Below are 22189 nucleotides of genomic sequence, written 5' to 3'. Positions count from 1 at the left end.
GGTGTTTCACAACGGCAGGGCGGTCGGGCGCTTGGGGCCGCGTCCGTCGCCGGAGGAGCGGCCGGTGGCGCGCCGTCCGATCCAGGGCAGCAGGTAGGCGCGCGCCCAGTGCAGGTCCTCGCGGCGCATCGTCAGCCAGTCGGCCGTCTCGGCGGGCGGCCACGGGTCGCGCCAGCTCTCCCCGTCGGAGAAGCCGAGCACCTCGCCCACCAGCAGCGCCATCCTGCGGTGCCCCTCGGACGACAGGTGGATGCGGTCCTCGTACCAGGCGCGGGCGTCGTAGAACGCGGTGGTGGACCACAGGTCGACGACCGTGCAGCCGCGCCGGTCGGCGATGGCGCGCAGGTGCATGTTGAAGGTGGCGGCCTTGCCGCGGATGCGGTGGCCGGTGCGCAGGCCGCGCGGGTCGAACCCGGTGAAGATCACCACCCGGGCGCCGGTGGCGCGGAGCCTGCGCACCGCCTCGTCGAACACGACGGCCAGCGCGTCGGGGTCGGCGCCGGGACGGAGCATGTCGTTGCCCCCGGCGCAGAGCGTCACCAGGTCGGGACGCAGCTCCACGGCCCTGGGCACCTGGTCGTCGGCGATCTGCCGCAGCAGCCTGCCCCGGACCGCGAGGTTGGCGTACCGCAGGCCGGGGCCGTGCTGGGCGAGGCGTTCGGCCAGCCGGTCGGCCCAGCCGCGGTACCGGTCGGGCTCGCCGGGGACGGGGTCGTTCATCCCCTCCGTGAAGCTGTCACCGATCGCGACGTAGGTACGGATCTGCCCCATCTCGCTCATCGCAACCCCTGCAACACGTCCACTGTCGATCACGTGGATTAATGATGCATCGTGCATGAATCCCTACGCGACCGTAGGAAACAACCACGGGGAGTGAAAGCGGTCACGCTCCCCCGGGGCCTACGTCCAGCTGGGCGAGGCCGTCCCGAGCGGGCCGCCGGAGGAGGCGGGCGGGGACTGCGGCGCGGACGAACGCCCGGACGACGGCGGCTTGGGCCCCGACGCCTGCATGGCCATGGCGTGCTGCACCAGCGAGATCAGCACCTGCTTGGTGGAATCGCGGGTGCGGGCGTCACAGGGCAGGATCGGCACGTGCGCGCTGATCGACAGCGCCTCGCGGATGTCCTCCATGGCGTAGGGGAAGTCGCCGTTGAAGCCGTTGACGCCCACGACGAAGGGCAGGCCCAGCTCCTCGAAGTAGTCGACGGCGGCGAAGCAGTCCTCCAGGCGCCGGGTGTCGACCAGGACGACGGCGCCGATCGCGCCGCGGACCAGGTCGTCCCACATGAACCAGAACCGGTGCTGCCCGGGGGTGCCGAACAGGTAGAGGATCAGTCCCTTGTCGAGCGAGACACGGCCGAAGTCCATCGCGACCGTGGTGGTGGTCTTGTCGGGCACCGCCGACAGGTCGTCGACCTCGGCGCTGGCCGCCGTCATCACCGCCTCGGTGGTGAGCGGCATGATCTCCGAGACCGACCCCACGAAGGTCGTCTTGCCGACCCCGAACCCGCCACCGACCACGATCTTGACCGAGGTCAGCTCGGTGTCCGAGGGGGGCGGTCCCTGGTCAGAGGTTCCGAAGGCCACTGAGAACCCTTTCTAGCAGGCTGAGGTCCGGGTTGGAGCCGGAGGGTTGCGACTGGTGCAGGCGCAGCAGGCCCTCGAGGGCCATGTCGGCGACCAGCACCCGGGCGACCCCGAGCGGGAGGCGCAGCAGCGCGGACACCTCGGCGACCGACCGGGCCGAACGGCACAGATCCATGATCGCCCGGTACTCCGGGGTGAGCATGGCCACGTCGCGCGGCGGGTAGGGGGCCGCCGTGACCAGGGCCTCGATCGCCAGATCGTAGCGCGGCTTGGTGCGCCCGCCGGTGACGGCGTAGGGGCGCACCAGCGAGCTGGAATCGGGCTCCTCCGGCGCGGACCGCCCGCGGGACGGGTCACCGTGCCACGGTGGACCGCCCGGACCGGCACCGAAGGGACTGCCTCGATCCATGTCGCCGACCTCCGTCAGAATCCATCACGATCAATAGCGGGCGGGTCCCGCGCCCATCTCCGGCACGGAGGGGCCGCCGAACGGCGGTTCCTGCTGCGGCTCGCCACCGCCTCGCAGGGCCGGGGTCAGCACCCGTCCCACCCGCTCGACCAGGAGCGTCATCTCGTAGGCGACCAGACCGAGGTCACAGTCGGGCGCCGCGAGGACGGCGAAGACCGAGCCGTTGGCGATCGACATCACGAACAGCAGCCCGCGGTCCATCTCCACGACGGTCTGGCTCACGCCGCCCGCGTCGAAGATCTTCGCCGCGCCCTGGGTGAGGCTCATCAGACCCGACGCGATGGCCGAGAGCTGGTCGGCCCTTTCCGGCGGGAACCCCGCCGAGTACGCCATCGGCAGTCCGTCCGAGGAGACCACGACGGCGTGCGCGACCTTCGGGACCCTGTCCGCGAAGTTCGTCACCAACCAGTTGAGATCCTGCCCGCTCACCGGGTGCCTCCCGTCTCGCCGTCGCCCTGCGACGGACTCTCACGTGAATCGCCGGTCGATCCGGCATCGCCGCGAAGTGCGCTGCGGCCGCGGTGGACGCCTCGCTGGAGGCTCGCGAAACGGTTGCGGACGACGTCGGCCGACTGGCTCTGGCCCGGCGCCTGCTCCTGCCCCGTCTCCTGCTGGACCGGCGCCGCCTGGGGGCGCGCCGCCGGCCGTTCTGGGGTGGACTGGGATCTGACGGCACCGGGCACCCGGTTGGTTCCGGGCACGCGCTTGGGCAGGCCCACGGGCGTGCGTTCCTCGGACACGGGTGCCTTCACCGCCTCGGCGGCTCGGAATCCTGCGTCGGCGGGCGAGTCCCATCCCTTCACGGGGTCCTCCGTCGGCGAGTGCTCGGTCCTGCGCTGGAACCACTCCGACTGCATGGCGTCGAAGATGGGGGATCGCGCGGGCGGCCGTCCTGGTGGCGGCGGTGCCTGCGCGGGCCGCTCCCTCGGCGGCGCCGGCGGCTCGGCCGGTGCCCGGTTGAGCGGTTCCACGTACGTCTCTTCGGGGCTGCCGGGCGCGGCGTCCCAGCTCACCGCGCGGATCGGGCCCGTGGTGTCGCGGACGGCCGGCTGCGCCTCGGGCACCACCGGCTGCGCGCCGGAGACCTGCGGCGGGAGGTCCTGGGTCGTCCCGGTCATGCCGTTGGGCTGGAAGAGGTCGACCGGTGGGCCGTCGGACGTCCGGCCGGGCAGGTGCTCGCCCGGGCGACGCTGCGGCAGGCCCGACTGGCCGTCGTCGGCCGGGGGCACGTGGCGCGGCGGCTGCTCGGGCGGGCGCGTGTCGTAGGGCGAGCCGCTGATGGCGGGCAGGGGACCCGTGGTGTCGTCCTGCGGGGGCTGCCGGTTGACGTCGCCGAAGCCCGGCTGGGGGCCGGTCCCGCCGAAGATCGGGTGCGCGCCGCTCTCGCCGCCGAAGACGGGCAGGGGCCCGGTGGTGGGGCGGTGCTCGGGCGGGGCCGTCCCGTTCTCCCGGTTGCCCCAGCCCTCCTGGTCGCCCCACTGCGGCACGGCCCGGTGCGGGCTGGTGTCACCCGGGACGCCAGGCGCCGGATACGGGTCGTTCGCCGGGTAGGTCCCACTGCCCGGCGGGTACGGGTCGGACGGCCCGGTCGCCGGGTAGGCATCGGTACCCGCGCCGGTGGCGTAGGCACCCGTCCCCCCGTAAGCGGGCTCCGGCCGGTCGGGCACGCCATGGCGATGGTAGGCGCCGCTCTCGGCGGGTCCCGGTTGCTCGGGCGCCGGCGCGGTGAGGGCCCGGGTCTGGACGGGGACGCCGCCCATCGGGGCCTCGACCTCGCGTCCGCCGAACCCCCGAGAACCGACGCCGCCGCCCTGGGACGCCGTGACCACGGCGTCCGGCAGCACCACGAACGCGGTGAGCCCGCCGCCCTGGGCGGCGCGCAGCTCGACGCGGACGCCGTGCCTGACCGCCAGGCGGCCGACCACGAACAGGCCCATGCGGCGGGCGGCCGAGAAGTCGATGACGGGCGGGTTGGCCAGGCGCCAGTTGGCCTGCTCCAGCTCCTCGGGGGACATCCCCACGCCGTTGTCGGTGATCTGCAGCATCGCGCCGCCGCCGGACAGCAGCTGGCCCGACACGGTGACCTTGGTGTGCTCGGCCGAGAAGACGGTGGCGTTCTCCACCAGCTCGGCCAGCAGGTGCACGAGGTCGTTGACGACGGGACCGGCGACGGTCATGTCGCCCTGCACGCGCAGCGAGACCCGCTCGTACTGCTCGACCTCCGACAGCGAGGCGCGGACGACGTCGATCAGCGGCACGGCCTGGTTCCACCGGCGCACCTGCTCCTGACCGCCGAGGACCAGGAGGTTCTCGCAGTTGCGGCGCATGCGGGTGGCCAGGTGGTCCAGGCGGAACAGGTTGGCCAGCTGCTCCTCGTCGCGCTCGCTCTGCTCCAGCTCCTCGATGAGGCGCAGCTGGCGCTCGATGAGCGACTGGCTGCGGCGCGAAAGGTTGACGAACATCGCGTTGATGTTGCCTCGCAGGACGGCCTCGTCGGCCGCCAGCCGGACCGCTTCGCGGTGGACCTCGTCGAACGCCCGCGCCACCTGGCCGATCTCGTCGGTGGAGTCGATGTCGATCGGCTCGACCTCGATGCCGCCCGCGGCGGCCTCCGGGTCGCGCAGCCGGTCGACCAGGCCGGGCAGCCGGGAACCGGCGATCTCCAGGGCGCCGCCCTGCAGGCGGCGCAGCGGCCGCACCAGCGAGCGGGCCACGATGATCACCGTGATCAGCACGATGAGCAGGACGATGAACAGCAGCACCGCGTCGCGGATGGCGTCGTTGCGCGCGTCGGTCTTCAGGGCGCGGGTCTGGTCGTCGAGCTGGGAGGCCAGCCGGGTCTCCACCTTGCGCATGGTGTCGACACGGGTGCTGGTGTTCTTGTTCCACTCGGCCGCCATCGACGAGTCGAGCGGCCGGACCCGCAACTGCGGGTTCCCGGTGGCCAGGGCGAGCGCCTGGGCGCGGGTGAACTCGGCGCGGTCGAGCTCGGGACCGGTCACGGTGTCGTCGAACACCTGGTTCTCGGCGCCGGTGGCCGAGGCGCGGAAGGCGTCCAGCTGGCTGCTCATCTGCGAGCGCGCGTCCTGCGTCCTGGTCAGGTCGGCGGGCTCGAAGCGCCCCTGCCACAGGGCCGTGACGATCAGCGCGCGCTCCCGGGAGGCGGCCTCCTTGGCGCGGGTCAGCGAGAGCAGGGTCAGCAGCCGCCGCGCGATTTCGGGGTCGGGCGTGCCATAGGCGACCACCACGTGGTAGTCGAAGACATCGGACAGTGACTCGGTGTACTTGTCCACGACCGCGCCGGGCGCGACCCGCTCGGCCAGCGCGCGCAGCGCGGGAAGGTCTTCGACCCGGTTGGTGATGTTGCTGACGGCCAGGGTGAGCTGCTCGGACGCGTTGGCGTCGACGCTTCGGATCGACCGCCGCACCGCCGCCGCGGCCTTGTCGGTCTCGCCCTGCCTGGTCTTGATCACCTCGGAGCCGACGGCGGCCTTGCCGCCTGCCGCGCGCTCGGCCATCGCGTCGCGCTCGTTCTCCAGCGCGTGGGAAAACTCACTCAGATGGTTACCCAGCGTAGCCAGGTTCCCGGTGCGCCGGTAGTCCTCGGCGTTGTCGACGGAGGTCCACACCCGCGTGCCCGCCAGGAGGCCGGCGACGACGGTCGGGATGGCGATGACGGCGAACAGACGTGTGGGCACACGCCAGTTGCGCAGCCGCAGGCGCCCTCCGCGAGAGCCTCTGCTCGGGGCGTCGTTGCTGGCCGACGGCGTTCTCTGGGGGGACTGCGGGGCCATCTCGGCCCCTTCGGCTGTGCGCACTGCCCTCCGCTACCTCTCAATGGGTTGACCACTCGCGGCGCACGGTGACCCCGAATGCGATTCGCTGCGTTTCGCGCCACCTGCGCCACAGCAGGCGAGCGCCGAACATTGCAACACAGAGCCACCTTCGGAGCCAACCCGAAGGATCCGACAGGTGTTGACTTGTGATGCAGGATATATGTATGTCACGGATTGTTCACGGATGTTCAGATTTGTCAGCGAACACGCTGGTTTTAGGGCATAGACCCGGGGGCTGAGGTATGCTCCACGACCGTTGGGAGAGATCTTCCAACGCCTGTTCCCCGCAACCTGGAGCGTCCTTCCCGTGCTGGAGATCGCCGGTCTCACCCACACCTATCCCGACGGGCATGTGGCCATCGACCGACTGGACCTCACCGTCCAGGACGGCGAGCTGCTCAGCATCGTCGGCCCCTCCGGCTGCGGGAAGTCGACCCTGCTCCGCTGCATCTCGGGCCTGATCCGTCCGAGCGGCGGCACGGTCGTCCTCAACGGCAAGCCCGTCGACGGCGTCCCCGACGACCTCGCCGTGGTCTTCCAGGACTACAGCCGCTCGCTGTTCCCGTGGCTGACCGTCCGCGACAACGTGGCGCTGCCCCTGCGCCGCCACGGCAAGGGCAAGGCCGAGCGCCGCGCCGCCGCCCTGGAGGCCCTCGACTCCGTCGGCCTGGCCGACGCGTCCCGCAAGTACCCCTGGCAGCTGTCGGGCGGCATGCAGCAGCGCGTCTCGATCGCCCGGGCCCTGGCCTACCGCCCGTCCCTGCTCCTGATGGACGAGCCCTTCGGCTCCGTCGACGCCCAGACCCGCGAGGACCTCGAAGACCTGCTGCTGGGCGTCCACCGCAAGGGCGGCATGACCATCCTGCTGGTCACCCACGACATCGACGAGAGCGTCTACGTCGGCGACCGCGTCGTCGTCCTGCGCCGCTCCCCCACCGGCATCCACGCCGACCTCCCCGTCGGCCTCCCCGCCGAACGTGACCAGATCGAGACCCGCGGCCTCCCGGAGTTCGTCAAACTCCGCGCCGAGGTAGGCCGCCTCGTCCGCGGCGGCGCCACCAAACAACTCACCTGACCCAAACACCCACCCGCCTCCCCCAGCGCCCGCCACGCGGAAAACACCTGGCCGGGCAGATCCGCGCGCCTATCAAAAGACGCGCACGGACGCGCATGGGGCACGGACCTGCGCAGTCAGGGCCCGCATAGAGCGGGAACGCGCGCGGGGCATGGGACTTGCGTCGGCAGGGCGCGCATGGAACGAAACACGCCCCGGGCAGGGACCCAGCACGGAGCGGGAACACGCACGCCAGGACGAACGTGGCGCAGGACCGCCCACCATGGAGCAGGGACGCGCACGGCGTGGGCCAGCGTGGGACCGGGCCGCATGGAGCAGGAACGCGCGCGGGACACGGAACCACCTGGAGCGCAGAGACCCGCACGAGGCAGGGCCCCAGGGGCTTGCACTGTGCGAGGCGGTGCGGGCTTGGGTGGTGTGATCCGGGGGCGGAGAGGCTGGACTGGACGGGGGGTCAGCCTTCCGTGGGGCGCTCCTGGAGGGTCCAGGTGTTGCCGTCGGGGTCCTTGAAGAAGGCGAAGGAGTTCCAGCGGCCGCCCTTGCCCTCCAGCCAGACGCCGTCTTCCAGGTGCTGGATGGTGCTGATGTCGACGCCCCGGCCGGCCAGCAGTTCGCGGGCGGCTTCGACGTCGTCGACGACCAGCTGGAGGCGCTTGATGCTGCCCGGTTCGGCGTCCGTTCCGGAGCCGAGGAAGATCGAGCAGCCGGAGCCGGGCGGGGTGAGCTGGATGAGGCGCGTCTTGTCGTCCACCCGGTGGTCGAGGTCGACGGCGAAGCCGACCTGGTCGGCGTAGAAGTGCTTGGCGCGGTCGAGGTCGGCCACGGGCATGGGCACCACTTCGAGCTTGAAGTCCATGACGGTCATCCTTTCCGGGTCATTTGGCGTCGGCGTAGGTGTCGACGACGGCGGTCTCCATAGGGAACAGGACGCGGGTTGCCCCGAAAAGGAGCCGCGCCGCCTCGCGCGCGGCGTCGTGCACGGCGGCGACGACCTCGTCGGCCTGCTCGCACGGCGCGTGCACGACCACCTCGTCGTGCTGGAAGAACACCAGCTCGGGCGGGCCCATCGCGGCGAGGCGGCGGCGGAGCGAGGCCAGCAGGACCAGCGCCCAGTCGGCCGCGGTGGCCTGGACGACGAAGTTGCGCGTGAATCGGCCCCGGCTGCGCAGGGCCTGGGCGGCGGTCTCCTCGCCCGCGATGGTCAGCTCGCGCCAGCCCGCGGAGGGCGGCGGGCACGTGCGTCCGAGCAGAGATCTGACCAGGTGGCCGCGCTCCCCCGCCCGGGCCGCGGACTCGACGTACTCGAACGCGTCGGGGAACCGGGTTCGCAGCACCGACAGCAACTGGACGGCCTCGCCCGTGCCCCCGCCGTACATCGCGGACAGCAACGCGATCTTGGCCTTCTCGCGTGCGTCGTCGCGGTCGCCGAACGCTCCCGCGAGCGCGCTGTAGAGGTCGCCGTGCGCGGCGGCCTCGGCGAACGCGCGGTCTCCGGCCAGCGCGGCGAGCACGCGGGGTTCGAGCTGGGCGGCGTCGGCGACCACCAGCGTCCACCCGGGGTCGGCGACGACGGCCTTGCGGAGGACGCGCGGGATCTGGAGGGCGCCGCCCCCGTTGGTCGCCCAGCGTCCCGACACCACGCCGCCGACGACGTACTCGGGCCTGAACCGTCCGTCCGCGACCCAGGTGTCGAGCCAGGACCAGCCGTGCGCGGTGTGCAGGCGGGACAGTTCCTTGTACTCCAGCAGTACCGGGACGGCGGGATGGTCGACGGACTTGAGCACGTGGGCACGGGTGGAGTTGACCGGCAGCCCCGCGCTCGCGAACGCCTTCTGGATCTGGGCGGGCGAGTCGGGGTTGACGTGCCCGCGCCCGCCGAACGCGTCGCTGATGCGGTCGGCCAGTTCCTGGAGCCGTCGCGGCCGCAGCCCGCCCGAGGGACGCGGCCCCAGCATCTCGGTGAGCAGCGCGTCATGCCGCTCGGCCGACCAGGGCAGCCCGGCGTGCGTCATCTCGGCCGCGACGAGCGCACCCGCCGACTCGGCCGCGGTGAGCAGGGCGAACCCGTGGAGCTTGGCGATGCCGCGCTGCTGCTCGGCGTGGACGGCCACGACCCGCTCGATGTCATCGCCCACCGGCGCCTCGTCGCCGAACAGCGACGCCTGCGCCGAGACCGTCGCGCCGGGGAGAGGGTCGTCCGGCACGGGTTCGCCCCGCAGCCGCGCCCACGCGGCGGCCACCGACCGGGGCTCGCCGTACCGGCCGGCATGGCCGAGCAGCAGGCTCTCGACCAGTTCGAGGTCGTGGCAACGGGCCACCCGGACGCCCGCCGCCAGCAATCGGGGTGCCAGCCGCGCGGTGGACGGCCAGACCCACCGAGGCGCGCCGTCGCGCTCGCGCTCACCGATCTCCGCCACCAGATCGTCCACCTCGACGGCGGGACCGGAGGGCGTGCCGTCTTCGGCGAGGGGCCGCACCACGCCCCCGCCACCGGCTCCCTCGGACACCGCGACTCGCACCATCGCATTGTGGCGCTCGCCACCGACAATCCGCGCCCGGCACGGCCGGTCCCGTTCAGGGACGGCGGAACCCCTCCGCGTCAGGGAAGGCGAAGGGGTTCCGGTGGTGCTGCTTTGTTACGCGACCAGGGAGACCTGCTGGCCGGCGGGGGTGTCGCCGTAGCGGTCGACGACCTTGTTCAGCTGGAGCTGGTAGTAGAGCGTGCCGAAGCCGATGATGCCCAGGAAGAAGCCGAGGCCGCCGCTGCAGGTGGCGGGCAGGCCGGCGGCGCGCTGGGCCTGGGCGATGCGGCCGGCCAGCTTGATGTACATGACCAGCGGCCAGATGCCGAGGGTGATGAAGCCGAAGATCAGCGACAGGAGCGCGTTGGTCGCGGCGTCGCCGGTGCGGCGGTCGTAGGAGTAGAGCTCGTTGTGGACCTTGAAGAACCAGACGAGCCCGTAGATGCCGAGCGTGATGATCGGCAGGCCGAGCCACACGCCGATGGGGTTGCGGCGCTTCATGTTGTAGCCGGCGGCGGCCGCGACCTGCTGTGGCTGCTGCTGCTTGTGGGCCGGGGCGTAGCCGCCCTGGTACTGCTGCTGCTGTTGTTGCTGGGGCTGCTGGTAGGGCTGGCCCTGGCCCTGCTGGGGGTAGCTCATGCTTTTGACTCCTGTGGACGCGGTCATGTTTCGGCCGACCGTCCGGCTGCTTCGGTCATCCGTGGTGAGCCCCGACCCTACGGGAGTCTGAGGTTCCTGTCGTACGACATACCGAAGAACATCGGCCTATCCTGCGACTTTTTCAGATTTGGACCTATTTTCATGCGTGGCGGAGCGGGATTCTGACCTCGTCCTCACACGGCGGTCGGAGTTCGTGGTCACCGCAGCCCGTGGCGGCGTAGCACCGGATGCGCAGCTCGGACTCGCTCACGTCGAGCCGGAGGAAGTTCTTGAAGAACGGGGGGCGGTCCCAGTCGGCCATCTCCGAGCGGAACCGCTGGGTCACCTTGCGGACGGGCAGGCGCGAGTAGCGGGTGCTGCGTTGCTTCTCGCGCGGGACGCCCAGCAGGGACGCCACGAAGCGCGCGCGGCGAGACGGGACGCGCGGCGTGCCGTCGTCCGGTGCGGTCTCCCCCTTGGCCCCGTACTTGCGGCCGGTCTTGATGTTCAGGCGGTGGCGGATCGCGACCGTCGCCTCTTCGGGGGTCAGCTCGAAGAGCTTGGGCAGCCGGAAGACCTGGCCGTAGAGCTTGCTGTAGCGGGAGAGGGAGTCGCCGCGCAGGGGGTAGCAGCGGAAGTCGTCCTCGTCCACCACATGGGACTTGGGGATGGTGTGGGTGGCGTGCATGAACGCGCCGCCTCCGCCCGAGACCAGGTACTGGATCGTGCGGTCGCCCACTTTGACGGGATAGCGCTGGTAGTTGTGGATGTCGCCGCCGATCGCGGCCACGTAGTTGTGCGCCGGGTCCTTGACGATCTCGTCGACCGTCCCGCCGCCCTCGATCGCCCCGGGCCGGTGGTGGTCGTCGACGTACAGGGGCTTGCCGGTGACCAGCAGCTTGGGCTTGGGACCCGCCGACATCTCGCGCAGCCACGCGCCCTGGTCGCGGTCGATGCCGCCGGTGATGCCGGTGTCGATGCCGACGATGCGCAGGACCGGGGTGTCGATCGTCCAGTACGGCCCGGGTTGCGTGGCGCGCTGCCCGGGGGCGCCCCGGTACTTGGCCCGCGCCTCGGCCAGGGCCTTCTCGTCCACCTCACCCGAACCGCGCCACAGCAATCGGGGGATGAAGGCGAGCGGGCCGCGCCACGGGTCGGGCGCGCAGTCCATGTCGAGGTCGCAGAAGACGCGCAGGAAGCCGCGGAGCCCGTCGTACCAGTCGTGGTTGCCCGGGACGGCGTAGATGGGCCCGGCGTAGTCCTTGTAGGGACGGAAGAACTTGGCCTCGTAGTCTTCGGCGGTCCCCGTGGGGTAGACGACGTCGCTGGCCACGACCATGAAGTCGGTGTCCTCGCCCACCCGCATCGCGGGCGGCACCACCGCGTACTGCGACTGGTCGCCCTCGCCGGTGTCGCCCATCAGCAGGAACGAGAACGCCTCGCGCTGGAGCGGGATGGTGAACGCCGCGCGGGTGCCCCGATCGGCGAGAGCCGCGACGCACCGGCGGCGGATCCCGTTGGACGGGTCCCCGAAGAGCCGGGCGATGACATCGTTGCGCGAGCTCCACAGGACCGTGGGGCGGCGCCAGGAGAAGCTGGGGACGCGCGAGGGCATCAGGTCGGGGAAGGTTCCGGGCTTGGCGCACTCCCAGCCCGCTCCGGCCTCCGACTTGCGCGAGTTGTCCTGCTGCTCGGGCGCGACCGCGTCCTCAGCGCGCAAGGATCACCTCCGGGGGGTTTTTGCGTCAACCCTTCACCGGAGGCGATCCTTGCGTCAAGCCGCTAGTGCGCGCCCTTTCCGGTGAGCGCCCTGACCTCCAGTTCGGCGAATTTCGCGCCGTCCCGATCCTTGGACAGGACGGTGCCGAGATAGGCGCACAGGAAGCCGAGCGGGATCGACACCAGCCCGGGGTTCTGCAGCGCCACCGGCGCCACGATGGTCTCGCTGAACAGCGCGTCCGGGTTCCCCTTGGGGATGGTGTCGGACTTGCCGCCCCAGCAGACCGGGCTGACCAGCACCATGGCCACGGCGGAGACGAGGCCGCCGTAGATGCCCGCCACGGCGCCCATGGTGTTGAACCGCTTCCAGAACAGCGAGAACAGCAGCGTGGGCAGGTTCGCCGAGGCCGCGACCGCGAACGCCAGCGCCACCAGGAACGCCACGTTCAGCCCGCGGGCGAAGATCGACAGGACGATCGCGATCGCGCCGATGCCGATGGCCGACAGGCGCGCCATCTTCACCTCGTCGCGCTCGCTGGCCTTCCCGCGCCGGATGACGTTGGCGAAGATGTCGTGCGCGAAGGAGGACGACGAGGCCAGCGTGAGCCCCGCGACCACCGCCAGGATCGTCGCGAACGCCACCGCCGCGATCACCGCGAGGAAGATCGCGCCTCCGGTCGAGCCCGCGCCGCCGCCGAGTTCCTCGGCCAGCATCGGTGCGGCGGTGTTGCCGCCCTTGTCCTGCGCCGCGATCGCCTTGCCGCCGACCAGCGCCGCCGCGCCGAACCCGATGACCAGGGTCATCAGGTAGAACGCGCCGATGATGCCGATGGCCCAGTTGACCGAGGTGCGGGCCGCCCGGGAGTTGGGCACCGTGTAGAAGCGGATCAGGATGTGCGGCAGGCCCGCGGTGCCCAGCACCAGGGCCAGGCCCAGCGACAGCAGGTCGAGCTTGGACCAGATGTCGGTGGCGCCGTACTTCAGGCCCGGCTGGAGGAACGCGTCGCCCTTGCCGCTGGCGTCGGCGGCGGCGCCGAGCAGCGTCGACAGGTTGAAGCTGTACTTGGACAGCACCCAGACCGTCATCACCAGGGCGCCGCTCATGAGCAGGACGGCCTTGACGATCTGGACCCAGGTCGTGCCCTTCATGCCGCCGACGGTCACATAGAAGATCATCAGCGCGCCGACCACGACGATCGTCCAGATCTTGGCGGCTTCGCCCTCGGCGCCGAGCAGCAGCGAGACCAGCGCGCCCGCGCCGACCATCTGGGCGAGCAGGTAGAAGATCGACACCACGATCGTGGAGATGCCCGCCGCGGCCCGCACCGGCCGCTGCCGCATCCGGAACGCCAGGACGTCGGCCATGGTGAACCGGCCGGAGTTGCGCAGCAGCTCGGCGACCAGCAGCAGCGCGACCAGCCACGCGACCAGGAACCCGATGGAGTACAGGAACCCGTCGTAGCCGGACAGCGCGAACATGCCCGCGATGCCGAGGAAGGAGGCCGCCGACATGTAGTCGCCGCCGATGGCCAGGCCGTTCTGCAGCGGGGAGAAGCCGCGTCCGCCGGCGTAGTAGTCGGCGGCGGTCTTGTTCTGCTTGCTCGCGCGGATCGTGATGTAGAGCGTGACGGCGACGAAGACGGCGAACAGCACCAGCGAGATCGCCCGGTGCTCGTTCTCGTCGGACGCCGCCAGAACGGGGGACGCCAGGACCGTGTTCACTTGCCCGCCTCCCCGGTTTCGCCGCCCGTGCCGGGCGTCACCGCGGTGTCGATGACCTGGGCCGCGAGGGGCTCCAGCGTGCGCCGCGCGTATCGCTCGTAGGCCCAGGCGATCAGGAATGTGGAGGCGAACTGGAGGAGCCCGAACACCAGCGCGACGTTGATCTCGCCGACCACCTTGGTGCCCATGAAGTCGCGGGCATAGGCCGAGAGCACCACGTAGAGCAGGTACCAGGCGAGAAAGGCCACCGTCATCGGGAAGACGAAGCGGCGGAAGGCCGCCTTGAGCCGCTGGAACTCCGGCGACTCGCTCATGTGCGTATAGGCCGCGCTGTCCAGCCCGTCGCCGGGCGCGGGCCCTGGGGACTCGGTTGTCACGATCACCTCCACCAGAAGATCACTGCGGGCAGTGTCCCGGCTTCACGCCGTGGCGACGGGACGCTGCACTGGCCGCTTGCGGCCATCCGACCAAGAACTTGGTTGGGATGGTAGATGCGGGAGGGCCCAAAGGGGAGTTCCATGCACGGCCGATGCACACCCGAGACCTGGGACGGTGCGGCGGGCGCGCCGCGAGGGCCTACTGGACGCCGAAGACGCGCTTGTCGTCGACGGGGACGATCTCCCGGCCGAGGGGCAGCAGCGAGACGGGGATGAGTTTGAAGTTGGCGATCCCGAACGGGATGCCGATGATCGTGACGCAGAGCACCGCGCCGGTGAACAGGTGGCCGAGCGCCAGCCACCAACCGGCGACGACGAGCCAGATGACGTTGCCGACCGCCGAGGCGGCCCCGGCGTCGTCGCGCCGCACCACCGTGTTCCCGAAGGGCCACAGCGCGAAGACGGCGATCCGGAAGGAGGCGATCCCGAAGGGGATCGTGATGATCAGGACGCAGCAGATGACCCCGGCCACCAGGTAGCCGATCGCGAGCCAGAAACCCGCCAGGACGAGCCAGATGACGTTCAGCACGGTGCGCACCCGCACCACCCTAGGCGCTACCACCCTTCGCGGCCGGGAGGCAAGGGCCCGGCGGGCCGCGGCGGCTGTAACGCCGCTGTCGGGGGCGCGAATGAACGGGCGCCGGCATCGCCCCCGCCGACGCCGGCGCCACCACGTTCAGGGCGCCAGTGGTGATCATGAGTCCCCCCAGAACGGCGAGCGAATGCGCGCGCCTCTCATGATCCCCGCCACCGGCGACCCGAAAGCCCCTAAACGGGACTAATGGAACAGTATCCGGACGCCCGTAATGCAAGCGTAAACCGCCCCAAACGCCCACCCCAAGATTTGCGTCAGGGAACGATCACTCTGAGTGCACCCGGCCGGACCGTCGCGGTGACCGGGAGGACGCCCGGAAGCTCGCCGTCGGCCCCATACGGAAGCGTCCGGCCCGGGGTCTCAAGCTCGATGCGGACCTCCCGTCCCCGCAGCACCTCGACCTCGGGACGGCCGACATGGCTCCCGTCCGAAAGCTCGCGCATCACCTGGAAGAACCGGGTCTTGGGCCCGTGCTTGATGACGACGACGTCGAGCAGGCCGTCGTCCACCCGGGCGTCGGGGGCGACATGGCGTCCGAATCCGTACCAGCCGGAGTTCGCGGCGATCACCGTGTACCCCGCGAAGCGGTGCTCCTCGCCGTCGACCGTCACCCGGTAGGCGGCGGGGCGCCAGGCGGCGACGGCGCGCAGCGCTCCGACGTAGTAGGCGGCCGAGCCGCGCAGCAGGCGCGTCTTGTTGGCGTTGTCGTTGGCGACGGCGTCCACGCCCGCGTAGACGCTGCCGAGCACGGTCAGGCCGTTGGCGTCGATCGCGTCGACGGCCCGCGCCTCGCCCTCCAGCAGCAGGCGGGCCAGTTCGCCGGTCTCGCGCGGGATGCCGAGCTGCCGCGCGAAGTCGTTGCCGCGCCCGGCCGGGACGATGCCGAACACGGCCTCGGTGCCCGCCAGCGCGCCCCCGACGCAGCCGACCATGCCGTCGCCCCCGACCCCGAGCACCACGTGCCCCGCGTCGGCGGCGGCTCGCGCCAGGGCGCGGGCGTGCTCCAAGCCGCGGCTGTACTCGACGACGACCTCGGCGCCCGCCTCGCGCAGCGTCCTGGCGAGGGGGATGAGGGTGGCGGCCGAGGCCGACCCGCCCGCGGCGGGGTTGACGACGGCGGTGAACGTTCGCGCCACGGTCACTCCTGGGGGACGGGCGGAACAAGGACGCCCGGGTTGAGGATTCCGGACGGGTCGAGGCGGTCCTTGACCGCCCGGAGCACCCCGGCGCCCAGCGGCCCGATCTCCCGGGCGTACCAGTCGCGGTGGTCGGTGCCCACACCGTGATGATGGCTGATCGTCCCGCCCGCCGCGATGATCGCGTCGTTGGCGGCGTGCTTGGCCTTCTCCCAATGGGCGAGGGCGTCCTCTCCCTGGGCCGAGACCACGGTGAAGTAGAGCGAGGCACCCGCCGCGTAGACGTGCGACACATGGCACATGACCAGCGGCGGGGTGCCCGACCCTGCCAGCGTCTCGATGAGCGCGTTCTTCACGGCCCGGTAGAGGTCGGGGACGCCGGACCAGAACGTCGCGGTCTCCAGCGTCTCGGCGAAGGCACCGGCGTCCAGGAGCGCGTCGCGCAGGTAGGGGGCGTTGAACCGGCCGTGCTCCCACTTCTCCCCCGGCTCGGCCCCCAGCGGCTCGCCGCCCGCGTCCCGCAGGACGGCCCGCGCCCTCGGGTCGATCTCGCCCTCGAAGCCCAGCACCATCAGGCACCCGGGGTCGCTCGGCAGGTCACCGCCGACGGCCCCCGGGTCGGCCAGGCCGACCATGGTCTCAGTCTCGTCTGAGAGCCGCAGGACGACCGGCAGCGGGCCGTCCTGGGCCAGGCGCCGCATGGCGGCGACGCCCCGCTCGAAATCGGGGAACCGCCAGCCCTCGTACGCCGACGACGGCGGCACGGGACGGACCCGCACGGTCACCGAGGTGATCACACCGAAGGCCCCCTCGGAGCCGAGTACGAGGTGGCGCAGATCGGGCCCGGCCGCCGACCTGGGGGCGCGGCCGAGGTCGAGGTCCCCCTCGGGCGTGGCGACGGTCAGGCCGACGACCATGTCGTCGAACCGGCCGTACCCGGCCGAGGCCTGGCCGCTGGAGCGCGCGGCGGCGAACCCGCCGACCGTCGCCCACTCGTACGACTGCGGGAAGTGCCCGAGCGTGAAGCCGTGCTCGTTGAGCAGCGCCTCCGCCCGGGGCCCCCGGAGCCCGGGCTGGAGGACGGCCGTCCGCGAGACGGGGTCGACCGACACCAGCGCGTCGAGACGGCGCAGGTCGAGGGCGACCACGCCGGTGAAGGCGGCGGCGCCCTCGGGGCGCAGCCCGCCGACGACCGAGGTGCCGCCGCCGAACGGGACGACCGCGATCCGCCGCGCCGCGCAGGCCGCGAGCACCGCGGCGACCTCGCCGTGCGAGCCGGGCAGGACGACGGCGTCCGGCGCGTCGGAGACCTCCCCGGCGCGGACGCGCAGCAGGTCGGGGGTCGACTTGCCGCGGGTGTGCCGGATCCGCGCCTCGGCGCCGGTCCGCACGTGCGCGGTGCCGCCCGCCGCCTCCGCGAGCGCGGCCAGCGCCTCGGCGCCGAGGCGGGGAGCGGGCACCGCGATCTCGCTCAGCTCGGCGGGCGCGGCGTCGGACGTCCGGACGCCGAGCAGATCGCGCAGCAGCCCGGCGGCGCCCTCGGGCAACGGGGCTGCCTTGGCGGGGTCGCCCCACCCGCTCCACAGCATGTCCGGAGTCTCCACCGCGCCTCCTGGTGCTTCTCTGTGCTGGTCAAGCTCCTGTGTATACACTGTGACACATGACGTCGATTCGTCACAACAAGACCGCCGAGGACACCGTGCTCGACGCCGCGCGCGACTGCGTGCTGGCCGTCGGCGTCCGCCGGACGACCCTGACCGACGTCGCGCGGCGCGCGGGCGTGTCACGGATGACGATCTACCGCCGCTGGCCGGACGTGCGCTCGCTGGTCGGCGACCTGATGACCCGCGAGTGGATCGCGACCGCCGCCGCGGCCCACCCGGCGATGGACGGGCGTCCCGTCCGCGCGCGGCTGGTGGACGGGCTGGTCGCGGGGGCGCGGGCGTTCCGCGAGCACGCCCTGATGCGCAAGATCCTCGACGTCGACCCCGAATTGCTGCTGCCCTATGTGCTCGAACGGCGCGGCGCCAGCCAGGAGGCGATCCTGGAGTTCTTCGAGGAGGCGCTGCGGGCCGGTCACGCCGACGGCACGATCCGCGCCGACCACCCCGTCCGGCAGGCGCGCGCGCTGCTGCTGGTCGTCCAGGCGTTCACGCTGTCCGCCGCGACCATGACCGACGCGTCCGACCCGGAGCTGTCGTCCGCCGCGTTCGACGCCGAGCTGCGCCGCATCCTGGAAAGGACCCTCGCGCCATGACCCCCACCCGATCGCCACTGACCCCTGACCCGGCACCCCGAAAGCCGCCCGGCAAGGCCCCGAACCCCCCGGCACCCGACCCCGCCACACCCACAAACGAGCTTCCCCGCCTTCCGGAGAGGACCGGCGCGCCGTGACCCCCGTCCGATCATCACTCAACGCCGCCCGGCGCACCCGGGAGCTGGCCGGGTTGTCCGGCGAGGTCGTGGACGTCCTTGTCGTCGGTCTCGGCGCGACCGGCGCCGGGGTCGCGCTCGACGCCGCCTCCCGGGGGCTCTCGGTAACGGCGATCGACGCCCACGACCTGGCGTTCGGAACCTCCCGCTGGAGCTCCAAGCTGATCCACGGGGGCCTGCGCTACCTCGCCTCAGGGCAGGTGGACGTGGCCTACGAGAGCGCGGTCGAGCGCGGCGTCCTGATGTGCCGCACGGCCCCGCATCTGGTGCGCGCGCTCCCGTTCGTCCTGCCGCTGACCCCGATGGTCTCGCGCGCCCAGGCCGCGATCATCCGGTCGGGCCTGCACGCCGGGGACGCCCTGCGGGCGGCGGCGCGCACCCCGCGCTCGATCCTCCCCGGGCCCCGCCGCCTGTCGGCGGTCGAGACGGCCCGGATGGCCCCCGCCCTGCGCCCCTACGGCCTGCGCGGCGGGCTGCTGTCGTGGGACGGCCAGCTCGCCGACGACGCGCGCCTGGTCACCGCGCTCGCCCGCACCGCCGCCGCCCACGGCGCGAAGATCATCACCCGTTGCCGGGCGCTTTCTGTCGGGGGCGACGGCGCCCTGGTCCGCGACGAGCTGACGGGGGCCGAGCACACCGTGCGCGCCCGCGCGGTCGTCAACGCGGCCGGGGTGTGGGCGGGCGGCCTGGTCGAAGGCGTGAACCTGCGTCCCTCCCGGGGGACGCACCTGGTGCTGCGAGCCGAGAGCCTGCGCGGGCTCACCGCCGGGATGCACGTGCCCGTCCCGGGTGCGTCGGCCCGGTACATCCTGGTGATCCCCCAGGGCGACGGCCGCGTCTACGTAGGGCTGACCGACGAGCCCGCCGACGGCCCGATCCCGGACGTGCCCGAACCCACCGAGGGCGAGATCGGCTTCCTGCTCGACATCCTCGACTCGGCGCTCGACCTGCCCGTCCGGCGGGACGAGGTCGCCGGCGCGTTCGCCGGGCTGCGCCCCCTGCTCGACACCGGCGGGGGCGAGACCGCCGACATCTCCCGGCGCCACACCGTCCTGACTTCGGGTGACGGGATCGTGACGATCGTGGGCGGCAAGCTGACCACCTACCGGCGCATGGCGCAGGACGCCGTCGACGCGCTGGTGACCGCCGGGCGCCTGGACGCGGGCCCGAGCCGCACCGCGCGGCTCCCCCTGGTCGGCGCGGCCCCCGCGGCCCGCCTGGAGGCCCTGGACGCGCCGCGCCGCCTCGTCCAGCGGTACGGGACCGAGGCGCCGCTGGTGGCCGCCCTGGCGCGCGACGACGCCTCGCTGCTGGAACCGGTGGTGCCGGGGCTGCCCGTCGTGGGCGCCGAGCTGGCGTGGGCGGTGCGGCACGAAGGGGCCCTGGACGCCGCCGACCTGCTGGACCGCCGCACCCGGATCGGCCTGGTGGGGCGGGATCGCGAGGCGGCGCTGCCCGCCGCGCTGGCCTGCTTCCCGTCCCCCGCACACGCGTGACCCAAGATCAATCTGGGGTATGAGGAGTGTCACTTGACCCGGACGGGGAGGATATAATTAGGTTACCCTAACCTAATGAGGCACGACTGAGGACGGCATTGGCAACGGGGGTCCGATCTTGACGCGCGGTAATGGCTGCGATCACTGTCCGGGGAGTCACTCCGGCGAGCGGCCCTGCCTGGCGAGCGCGACGACCAAGGCCCGCGCCTGGCTGCTGATCGAGCACCCCGGCCCCTGGCCCGAGCGCGTGGAGCAGCTCGCGGGCCCGTCCCCGGTAGCCGACGCCGTGCGCGCCGCCCAGGCCGCGGGAGTGCGCCCCCAGCTCATCCGCCGGACGCGCCGCAGGCGCGCCACCCCTCCCGTCCAGGTGTACGCGGGATTCTCGCAGGGCGACGCGGTCTGGATGGAGGGCCGGGAACTCTCCGACCCCGCCGAGCTGGCCGCGCTCGATCTCGCGGCCCTGGCCAAGGGAGAGAGCCCGGGGCTGGGAGACCAGGTCACGGACCCTGTGCTGCTGGTCTGCACCCACGGGCGCCGCAACGCCTGCTGCGCCAGGACGGGAGCCCCCCTCGCCCGCGATCTCGCGTCGCGTTTCGATGGCTTTGTCTGGGAAACAACGCACGTTGGCGGTGACCGCTACGCAGCCAACCTGGTGTGTCTCCCCCACGGGCTCTACTACGGGGACCTCGGATCCACCGAGGCAATCACGGCCGTGGAGGCCTACCTGCGGGACGAGGTGACCCTGGACCGCTTCCGGGGTCGCGCGGGTCTCCCCGAACCCGCGCAGGCCGCCGAGCACTTTGTGCGCGCCCATACGGGGGTTCTGGCGATCGGCGGCGTCCGCGTCGAATCGGTCACCGGCACCTCTCCGTACGAAGCGGTTGTCACCGCTCGCGGGAACCGTTACAAAGTGATCATCAACAACGCCGTCCAGGCCGCCGAGTGCGGCCCGGACTGCGGGGAGAACCTCGAAACATACATTGTTAGCGAGCTCACCCTTCTCAACGAGGCGGCCCTCGTGTAATCTCTCGGAGGCCCCATTCGAGGGTCTCCCTGCCGCAAGCGGCCCCAGTCTCCCGGACGACCGGGCGGGGAACAGAGCGGCAACTTTAGACGTTGGACCTTTCGGCGCTTCTGACGCATGTCTGAAGCACGGCGGGCGTCCATGTCCCGAAATTGCTCAAAACCAACCAAGGTGGGTGTTCCATGGCTCAGGTACGTCGGCAGGCAAACCTCCCTCGTCCCAGCTGGGGCTGGCAGGACGCCGCGGCGTGCCGGGGGGAAGACCTCGTGCTCTTCTTCGGCCCCGACGGCGAGCGTCAGCCCGAGCGCGAGATCCGAGAGCGCAAGGCCAAGCAGATCTGCATGGGCTGCCCGGTCCGCACGGAATGCCTGGACTACGCGGTGTCCAGGCCCGAGAAGTACGGCACGTGGGGCGGTCTGAACGAGGATGAGCGCGCCTCCGAGCGTCGCCGCCGGATGCGTCGCGCGAACGCCGCCTAGTCGCCTTCTGCCCTCGCGCACCCCGGCACGCCACCAAAGCACCACCGCAAACGGCCCCGCTCCGGCGGGGCCGTTTGCGTGCCCGCAATCGGTTTCCGGCCCTCGATCATTTGTCACATATGCGTCACGTGTACGTCACAGCGGAGTTCGGGAATGCTCCGCCGTGATCACGCCAATACAACATCAACGACCGGGCCGTGGCCTATTTCTGCAAATTAGCGCCGAACCATTCCAGCGACCGCTGGGTGACCTCCCGTAGCGCTCCGGGTTCCTCGAACAGGTGACCGGCGCACGGCACCACCGTCAGCCGGTGGCCCGCCCCGGCGTCCATCCGGGCCAGGGCGCGCTCGTTCAGCGTCAGGACGTCGAGATCGCGGCCGCCCACGATCAGCAGCGTCGGCGCGGTCACCGAGCCCAGCGCCTCCGCCGCCAGGTCGGGACGCCCGCCGCGCGACACGACGGCGCCGACGTCGTCCGGGGACGCCGCGGCCGCCACCAGCGCCGCCGCGGCGCCCGTGCTGGCGCCGAACAGCCCCACCGGACGGCCGGAGACGCTCGACTCCTCCGAGCGGACCCACGCCACCACCCGAGTCAGCCGTCCGGCCAGCAGCGGCACGTCGAAGCGCAGCCGGGCCGTGGCACGGTCCTCGCGCTCCTCCTCGGCCGTGAGCAGGTCGAACAGCAGCGTCCCGTAGCCTTGCGCGTTGAGGGCCGCCGCGACCTCGCGGTTGCGGGGGCTGTGCCGCCCGCTCCCGCTGCCATGCGCGAAGACGATCACCCCGCGCGCGTCGGCGGGCCCGCCCAGATCCCCCGCCAGCCGCACGTCGCCCGCGGGCACCAAAACCCCCGTCACCGCCCGTCCTCCCCGCCACCCGCCCAATCGATCACGAAAGCGCCGACGCCCGCACCGCCACCACAGCCGTGCGCAAGGTCGCCGGTCGGACATACGCCACCCACAGCCACCCCGGTCACCACCACGCCCGCACCGCCACCGCAGCCGTGCGTCACGACGGTCATCCC

Annotated in this window: 21 protein-coding genes; 5 read left to right on the top strand and 16 right to left on the bottom strand. The window is 72.0% G+C overall.

Annotation, left to right across the window (positions count from 1 at the left end; all coding sequences use genetic code 11):
• Positions 1-6 precede the first annotated feature (6 nt).
• The 5 genes from ACQPY4_RS15380 to ACQPY4_RS15360 all read right to left on the bottom strand — a co-directional run bounded on the left by ACQPY4_RS15380 (position 7) and on the right by ACQPY4_RS15360 (position 5754).
• Complete coding sequence (locus tag ACQPY4_RS15380; protein ID WP_433338928.1) at positions 7-771, bottom strand: SGNH/GDSL hydrolase family protein; 765 nt, start codon at positions 769-771, stop codon at positions 7-9.
• Between the two features lie 129 nt (positions 772-900).
• Complete coding sequence (locus ACQPY4_RS15375) at positions 901-1539, bottom strand: GTP-binding protein (RefSeq protein WP_433338926.1); 639 nt, start codon at positions 1537-1539, stop codon at positions 901-903.
• 28 nt (positions 1540-1567) lie between these two features.
• Positions 1568-1996, bottom strand: coding sequence for a DUF742 domain-containing protein (locus ACQPY4_RS15370; RefSeq protein ID WP_433336779.1), 429 nt, complete (start codon positions 1994-1996; stop codon positions 1568-1570).
• Positions 1997-2026: 30 nt separating this feature from the next.
• A complete protein-coding gene (locus ACQPY4_RS15365; protein ID WP_433336777.1) occupies positions 2027-2485 on the bottom strand; it encodes a roadblock/LC7 domain-containing protein in 459 nt (152 codons plus the stop codon).
• Complete coding sequence (locus tag ACQPY4_RS15360) at positions 2482-5754, bottom strand: nitrate- and nitrite sensing domain-containing protein (RefSeq protein ID WP_433336775.1); 3273 nt, start codon at positions 5752-5754, stop codon at positions 2482-2484. The genes ACQPY4_RS15365 and ACQPY4_RS15360 overlap by 4 nt, the downstream gene beginning before the upstream one ends.
• A 394-nt stretch (positions 5755-6148) precedes the next feature.
• Between ACQPY4_RS15360 and ACQPY4_RS15355 the strand changes: the two genes are divergently transcribed.
• Positions 6149-6967, top strand: coding sequence for an ABC transporter ATP-binding protein (locus ACQPY4_RS15355; RefSeq protein WP_433336773.1), 819 nt, complete (start codon positions 6149-6151; stop codon positions 6965-6967).
• A gap of 454 nt (positions 6968-7421) precedes the next feature.
• Here ACQPY4_RS15355 and ACQPY4_RS15350 read toward each other — a convergent pair whose 3' ends face one another.
• The 9 genes from ACQPY4_RS15350 to ACQPY4_RS15310 all read right to left on the bottom strand — a co-directional run bounded on the left by ACQPY4_RS15350 (position 7422) and on the right by ACQPY4_RS15310 (position 17326).
• Positions 7422-7823 (bottom strand): VOC family protein, encoded by a 402-nt coding sequence (locus ACQPY4_RS15350; RefSeq protein WP_433336771.1) that lies wholly within the window; start codon positions 7821-7823, stop codon positions 7422-7424.
• Positions 7824-7842: 19 nt separating this feature from the next.
• On the bottom strand, positions 7843-9489 hold the full coding sequence (locus ACQPY4_RS15345; RefSeq protein WP_433336769.1) for a bifunctional 3'-5' exonuclease/DNA polymerase: 1647 nt from the start codon (positions 9487-9489) through the stop codon (positions 7843-7845).
• 114 nt (positions 9490-9603) lie between these two features.
• Positions 9604-10128, bottom strand: coding sequence for a DUF4234 domain-containing protein (locus ACQPY4_RS15340; RefSeq protein WP_433336767.1), 525 nt, complete (start codon positions 10126-10128; stop codon positions 9604-9606).
• A 160-nt stretch (positions 10129-10288) separates the two neighbouring features.
• Positions 10289-11848 carry a metallophosphoesterase family protein gene (locus ACQPY4_RS15335; RefSeq protein WP_433336765.1) on the bottom strand — a complete coding sequence of 520 codons (1560 nt, stop codon included), beginning with the start codon at positions 11846-11848 and terminating at the stop codon, positions 10289-10291.
• 62 nt (positions 11849-11910) lie between these two features.
• Positions 11911-13569, bottom strand: a complete 1659-nt coding sequence (locus tag ACQPY4_RS15330) for a solute symporter family protein (protein WP_433336763.1) — start codon at positions 13567-13569, stop codon at positions 11911-11913.
• Positions 13566-13946 (bottom strand): DUF485 domain-containing protein, encoded by a 381-nt coding sequence (locus ACQPY4_RS15325; protein ID WP_433336761.1) that lies wholly within the window; start codon positions 13944-13946, stop codon positions 13566-13568. Before ACQPY4_RS15325 ends, ACQPY4_RS15330 begins: the two co-directional genes overlap by 4 nt.
• 199 nt (positions 13947-14145) lie before the next feature.
• Complete coding sequence (locus ACQPY4_RS15320; RefSeq protein ID WP_433336759.1) at positions 14146-14544, bottom strand: YccF domain-containing protein; 399 nt, start codon at positions 14542-14544, stop codon at positions 14146-14148.
• 311 nt (positions 14545-14855) lie between these two features.
• Entirely contained in the window at positions 14856-15737 is an 882-nt protein-coding gene (locus ACQPY4_RS15315) for a diacylglycerol/lipid kinase family protein (RefSeq protein ID WP_433336757.1), read from the bottom strand.
• Between the two features lie 2 nt (positions 15738-15739).
• Positions 15740-17326, bottom strand: coding sequence for an FAD-binding oxidoreductase (locus ACQPY4_RS15310; protein ID WP_433338924.1), 1587 nt, complete (start codon positions 17324-17326; stop codon positions 15740-15742).
• Between the two features lie 71 nt (positions 17327-17397).
• On the opposite strand from ACQPY4_RS15310, the gene ACQPY4_RS15305 reads away from it, so the two are divergent.
• The 4 genes from ACQPY4_RS15305 to ACQPY4_RS15290 all read left to right on the top strand — a co-directional run bounded on the left by ACQPY4_RS15305 (position 17398) and on the right by ACQPY4_RS15290 (position 21169).
• Positions 17398-17994, top strand: coding sequence for a TetR/AcrR family transcriptional regulator (locus ACQPY4_RS15305; RefSeq protein WP_433336755.1), 597 nt, complete (start codon positions 17398-17400; stop codon positions 17992-17994).
• A 133-nt stretch (positions 17995-18127) separates the two neighbouring features.
• Entirely contained in the window at positions 18128-19666 is a 1539-nt protein-coding gene (locus ACQPY4_RS15300) for a glycerol-3-phosphate dehydrogenase/oxidase (protein WP_433336753.1), read from the top strand.
• Positions 19667-19784: 118 nt separating this feature from the next.
• Complete coding sequence (locus tag ACQPY4_RS15295) at positions 19785-20690, top strand: sucrase ferredoxin (RefSeq protein WP_433336751.1); 906 nt, start codon at positions 19785-19787, stop codon at positions 20688-20690.
• Between the two features lie 266 nt (positions 20691-20956).
• Complete coding sequence (locus ACQPY4_RS15290; RefSeq protein WP_012852152.1) at positions 20957-21169, top strand: WhiB family transcriptional regulator; 213 nt, start codon at positions 20957-20959, stop codon at positions 21167-21169.
• Between the two features lie 202 nt (positions 21170-21371).
• Here the strand turns inward: ACQPY4_RS15290 and ACQPY4_RS15285 are convergent, their stop codons facing one another.
• Together ACQPY4_RS15285 and ACQPY4_RS15280 are read right to left on the bottom strand one after the other, a co-directional pair.
• On the bottom strand, positions 21372-22022 hold the full coding sequence (locus ACQPY4_RS15285; RefSeq protein WP_433336749.1) for a dienelactone hydrolase family protein: 651 nt from the start codon (positions 22020-22022) through the stop codon (positions 21372-21374).
• Positions 22019-22186 carry a hypothetical protein gene (locus ACQPY4_RS15280; protein ID WP_433336747.1) on the bottom strand — a complete coding sequence of 56 codons (168 nt, stop codon included), beginning with the start codon at positions 22184-22186 and terminating at the stop codon, positions 22019-22021. Before ACQPY4_RS15280 ends, ACQPY4_RS15285 begins: the two co-directional genes overlap by 4 nt.
• Between the last annotated feature and the right edge of the window lie 3 nt (positions 22187-22189).

Origin of the sequence: Spirillospora sp. CA-294931, from assembly GCF_050946795.1 — a bacterium.
GTDB lineage: Bacteria > Actinomycetota > Actinomycetes > Streptosporangiales > Streptosporangiaceae > Spirillospora.
Note: the sequence above shows the minus strand (reverse complement) of the source record. Positions and strands in the feature narration are given on the sequence as shown.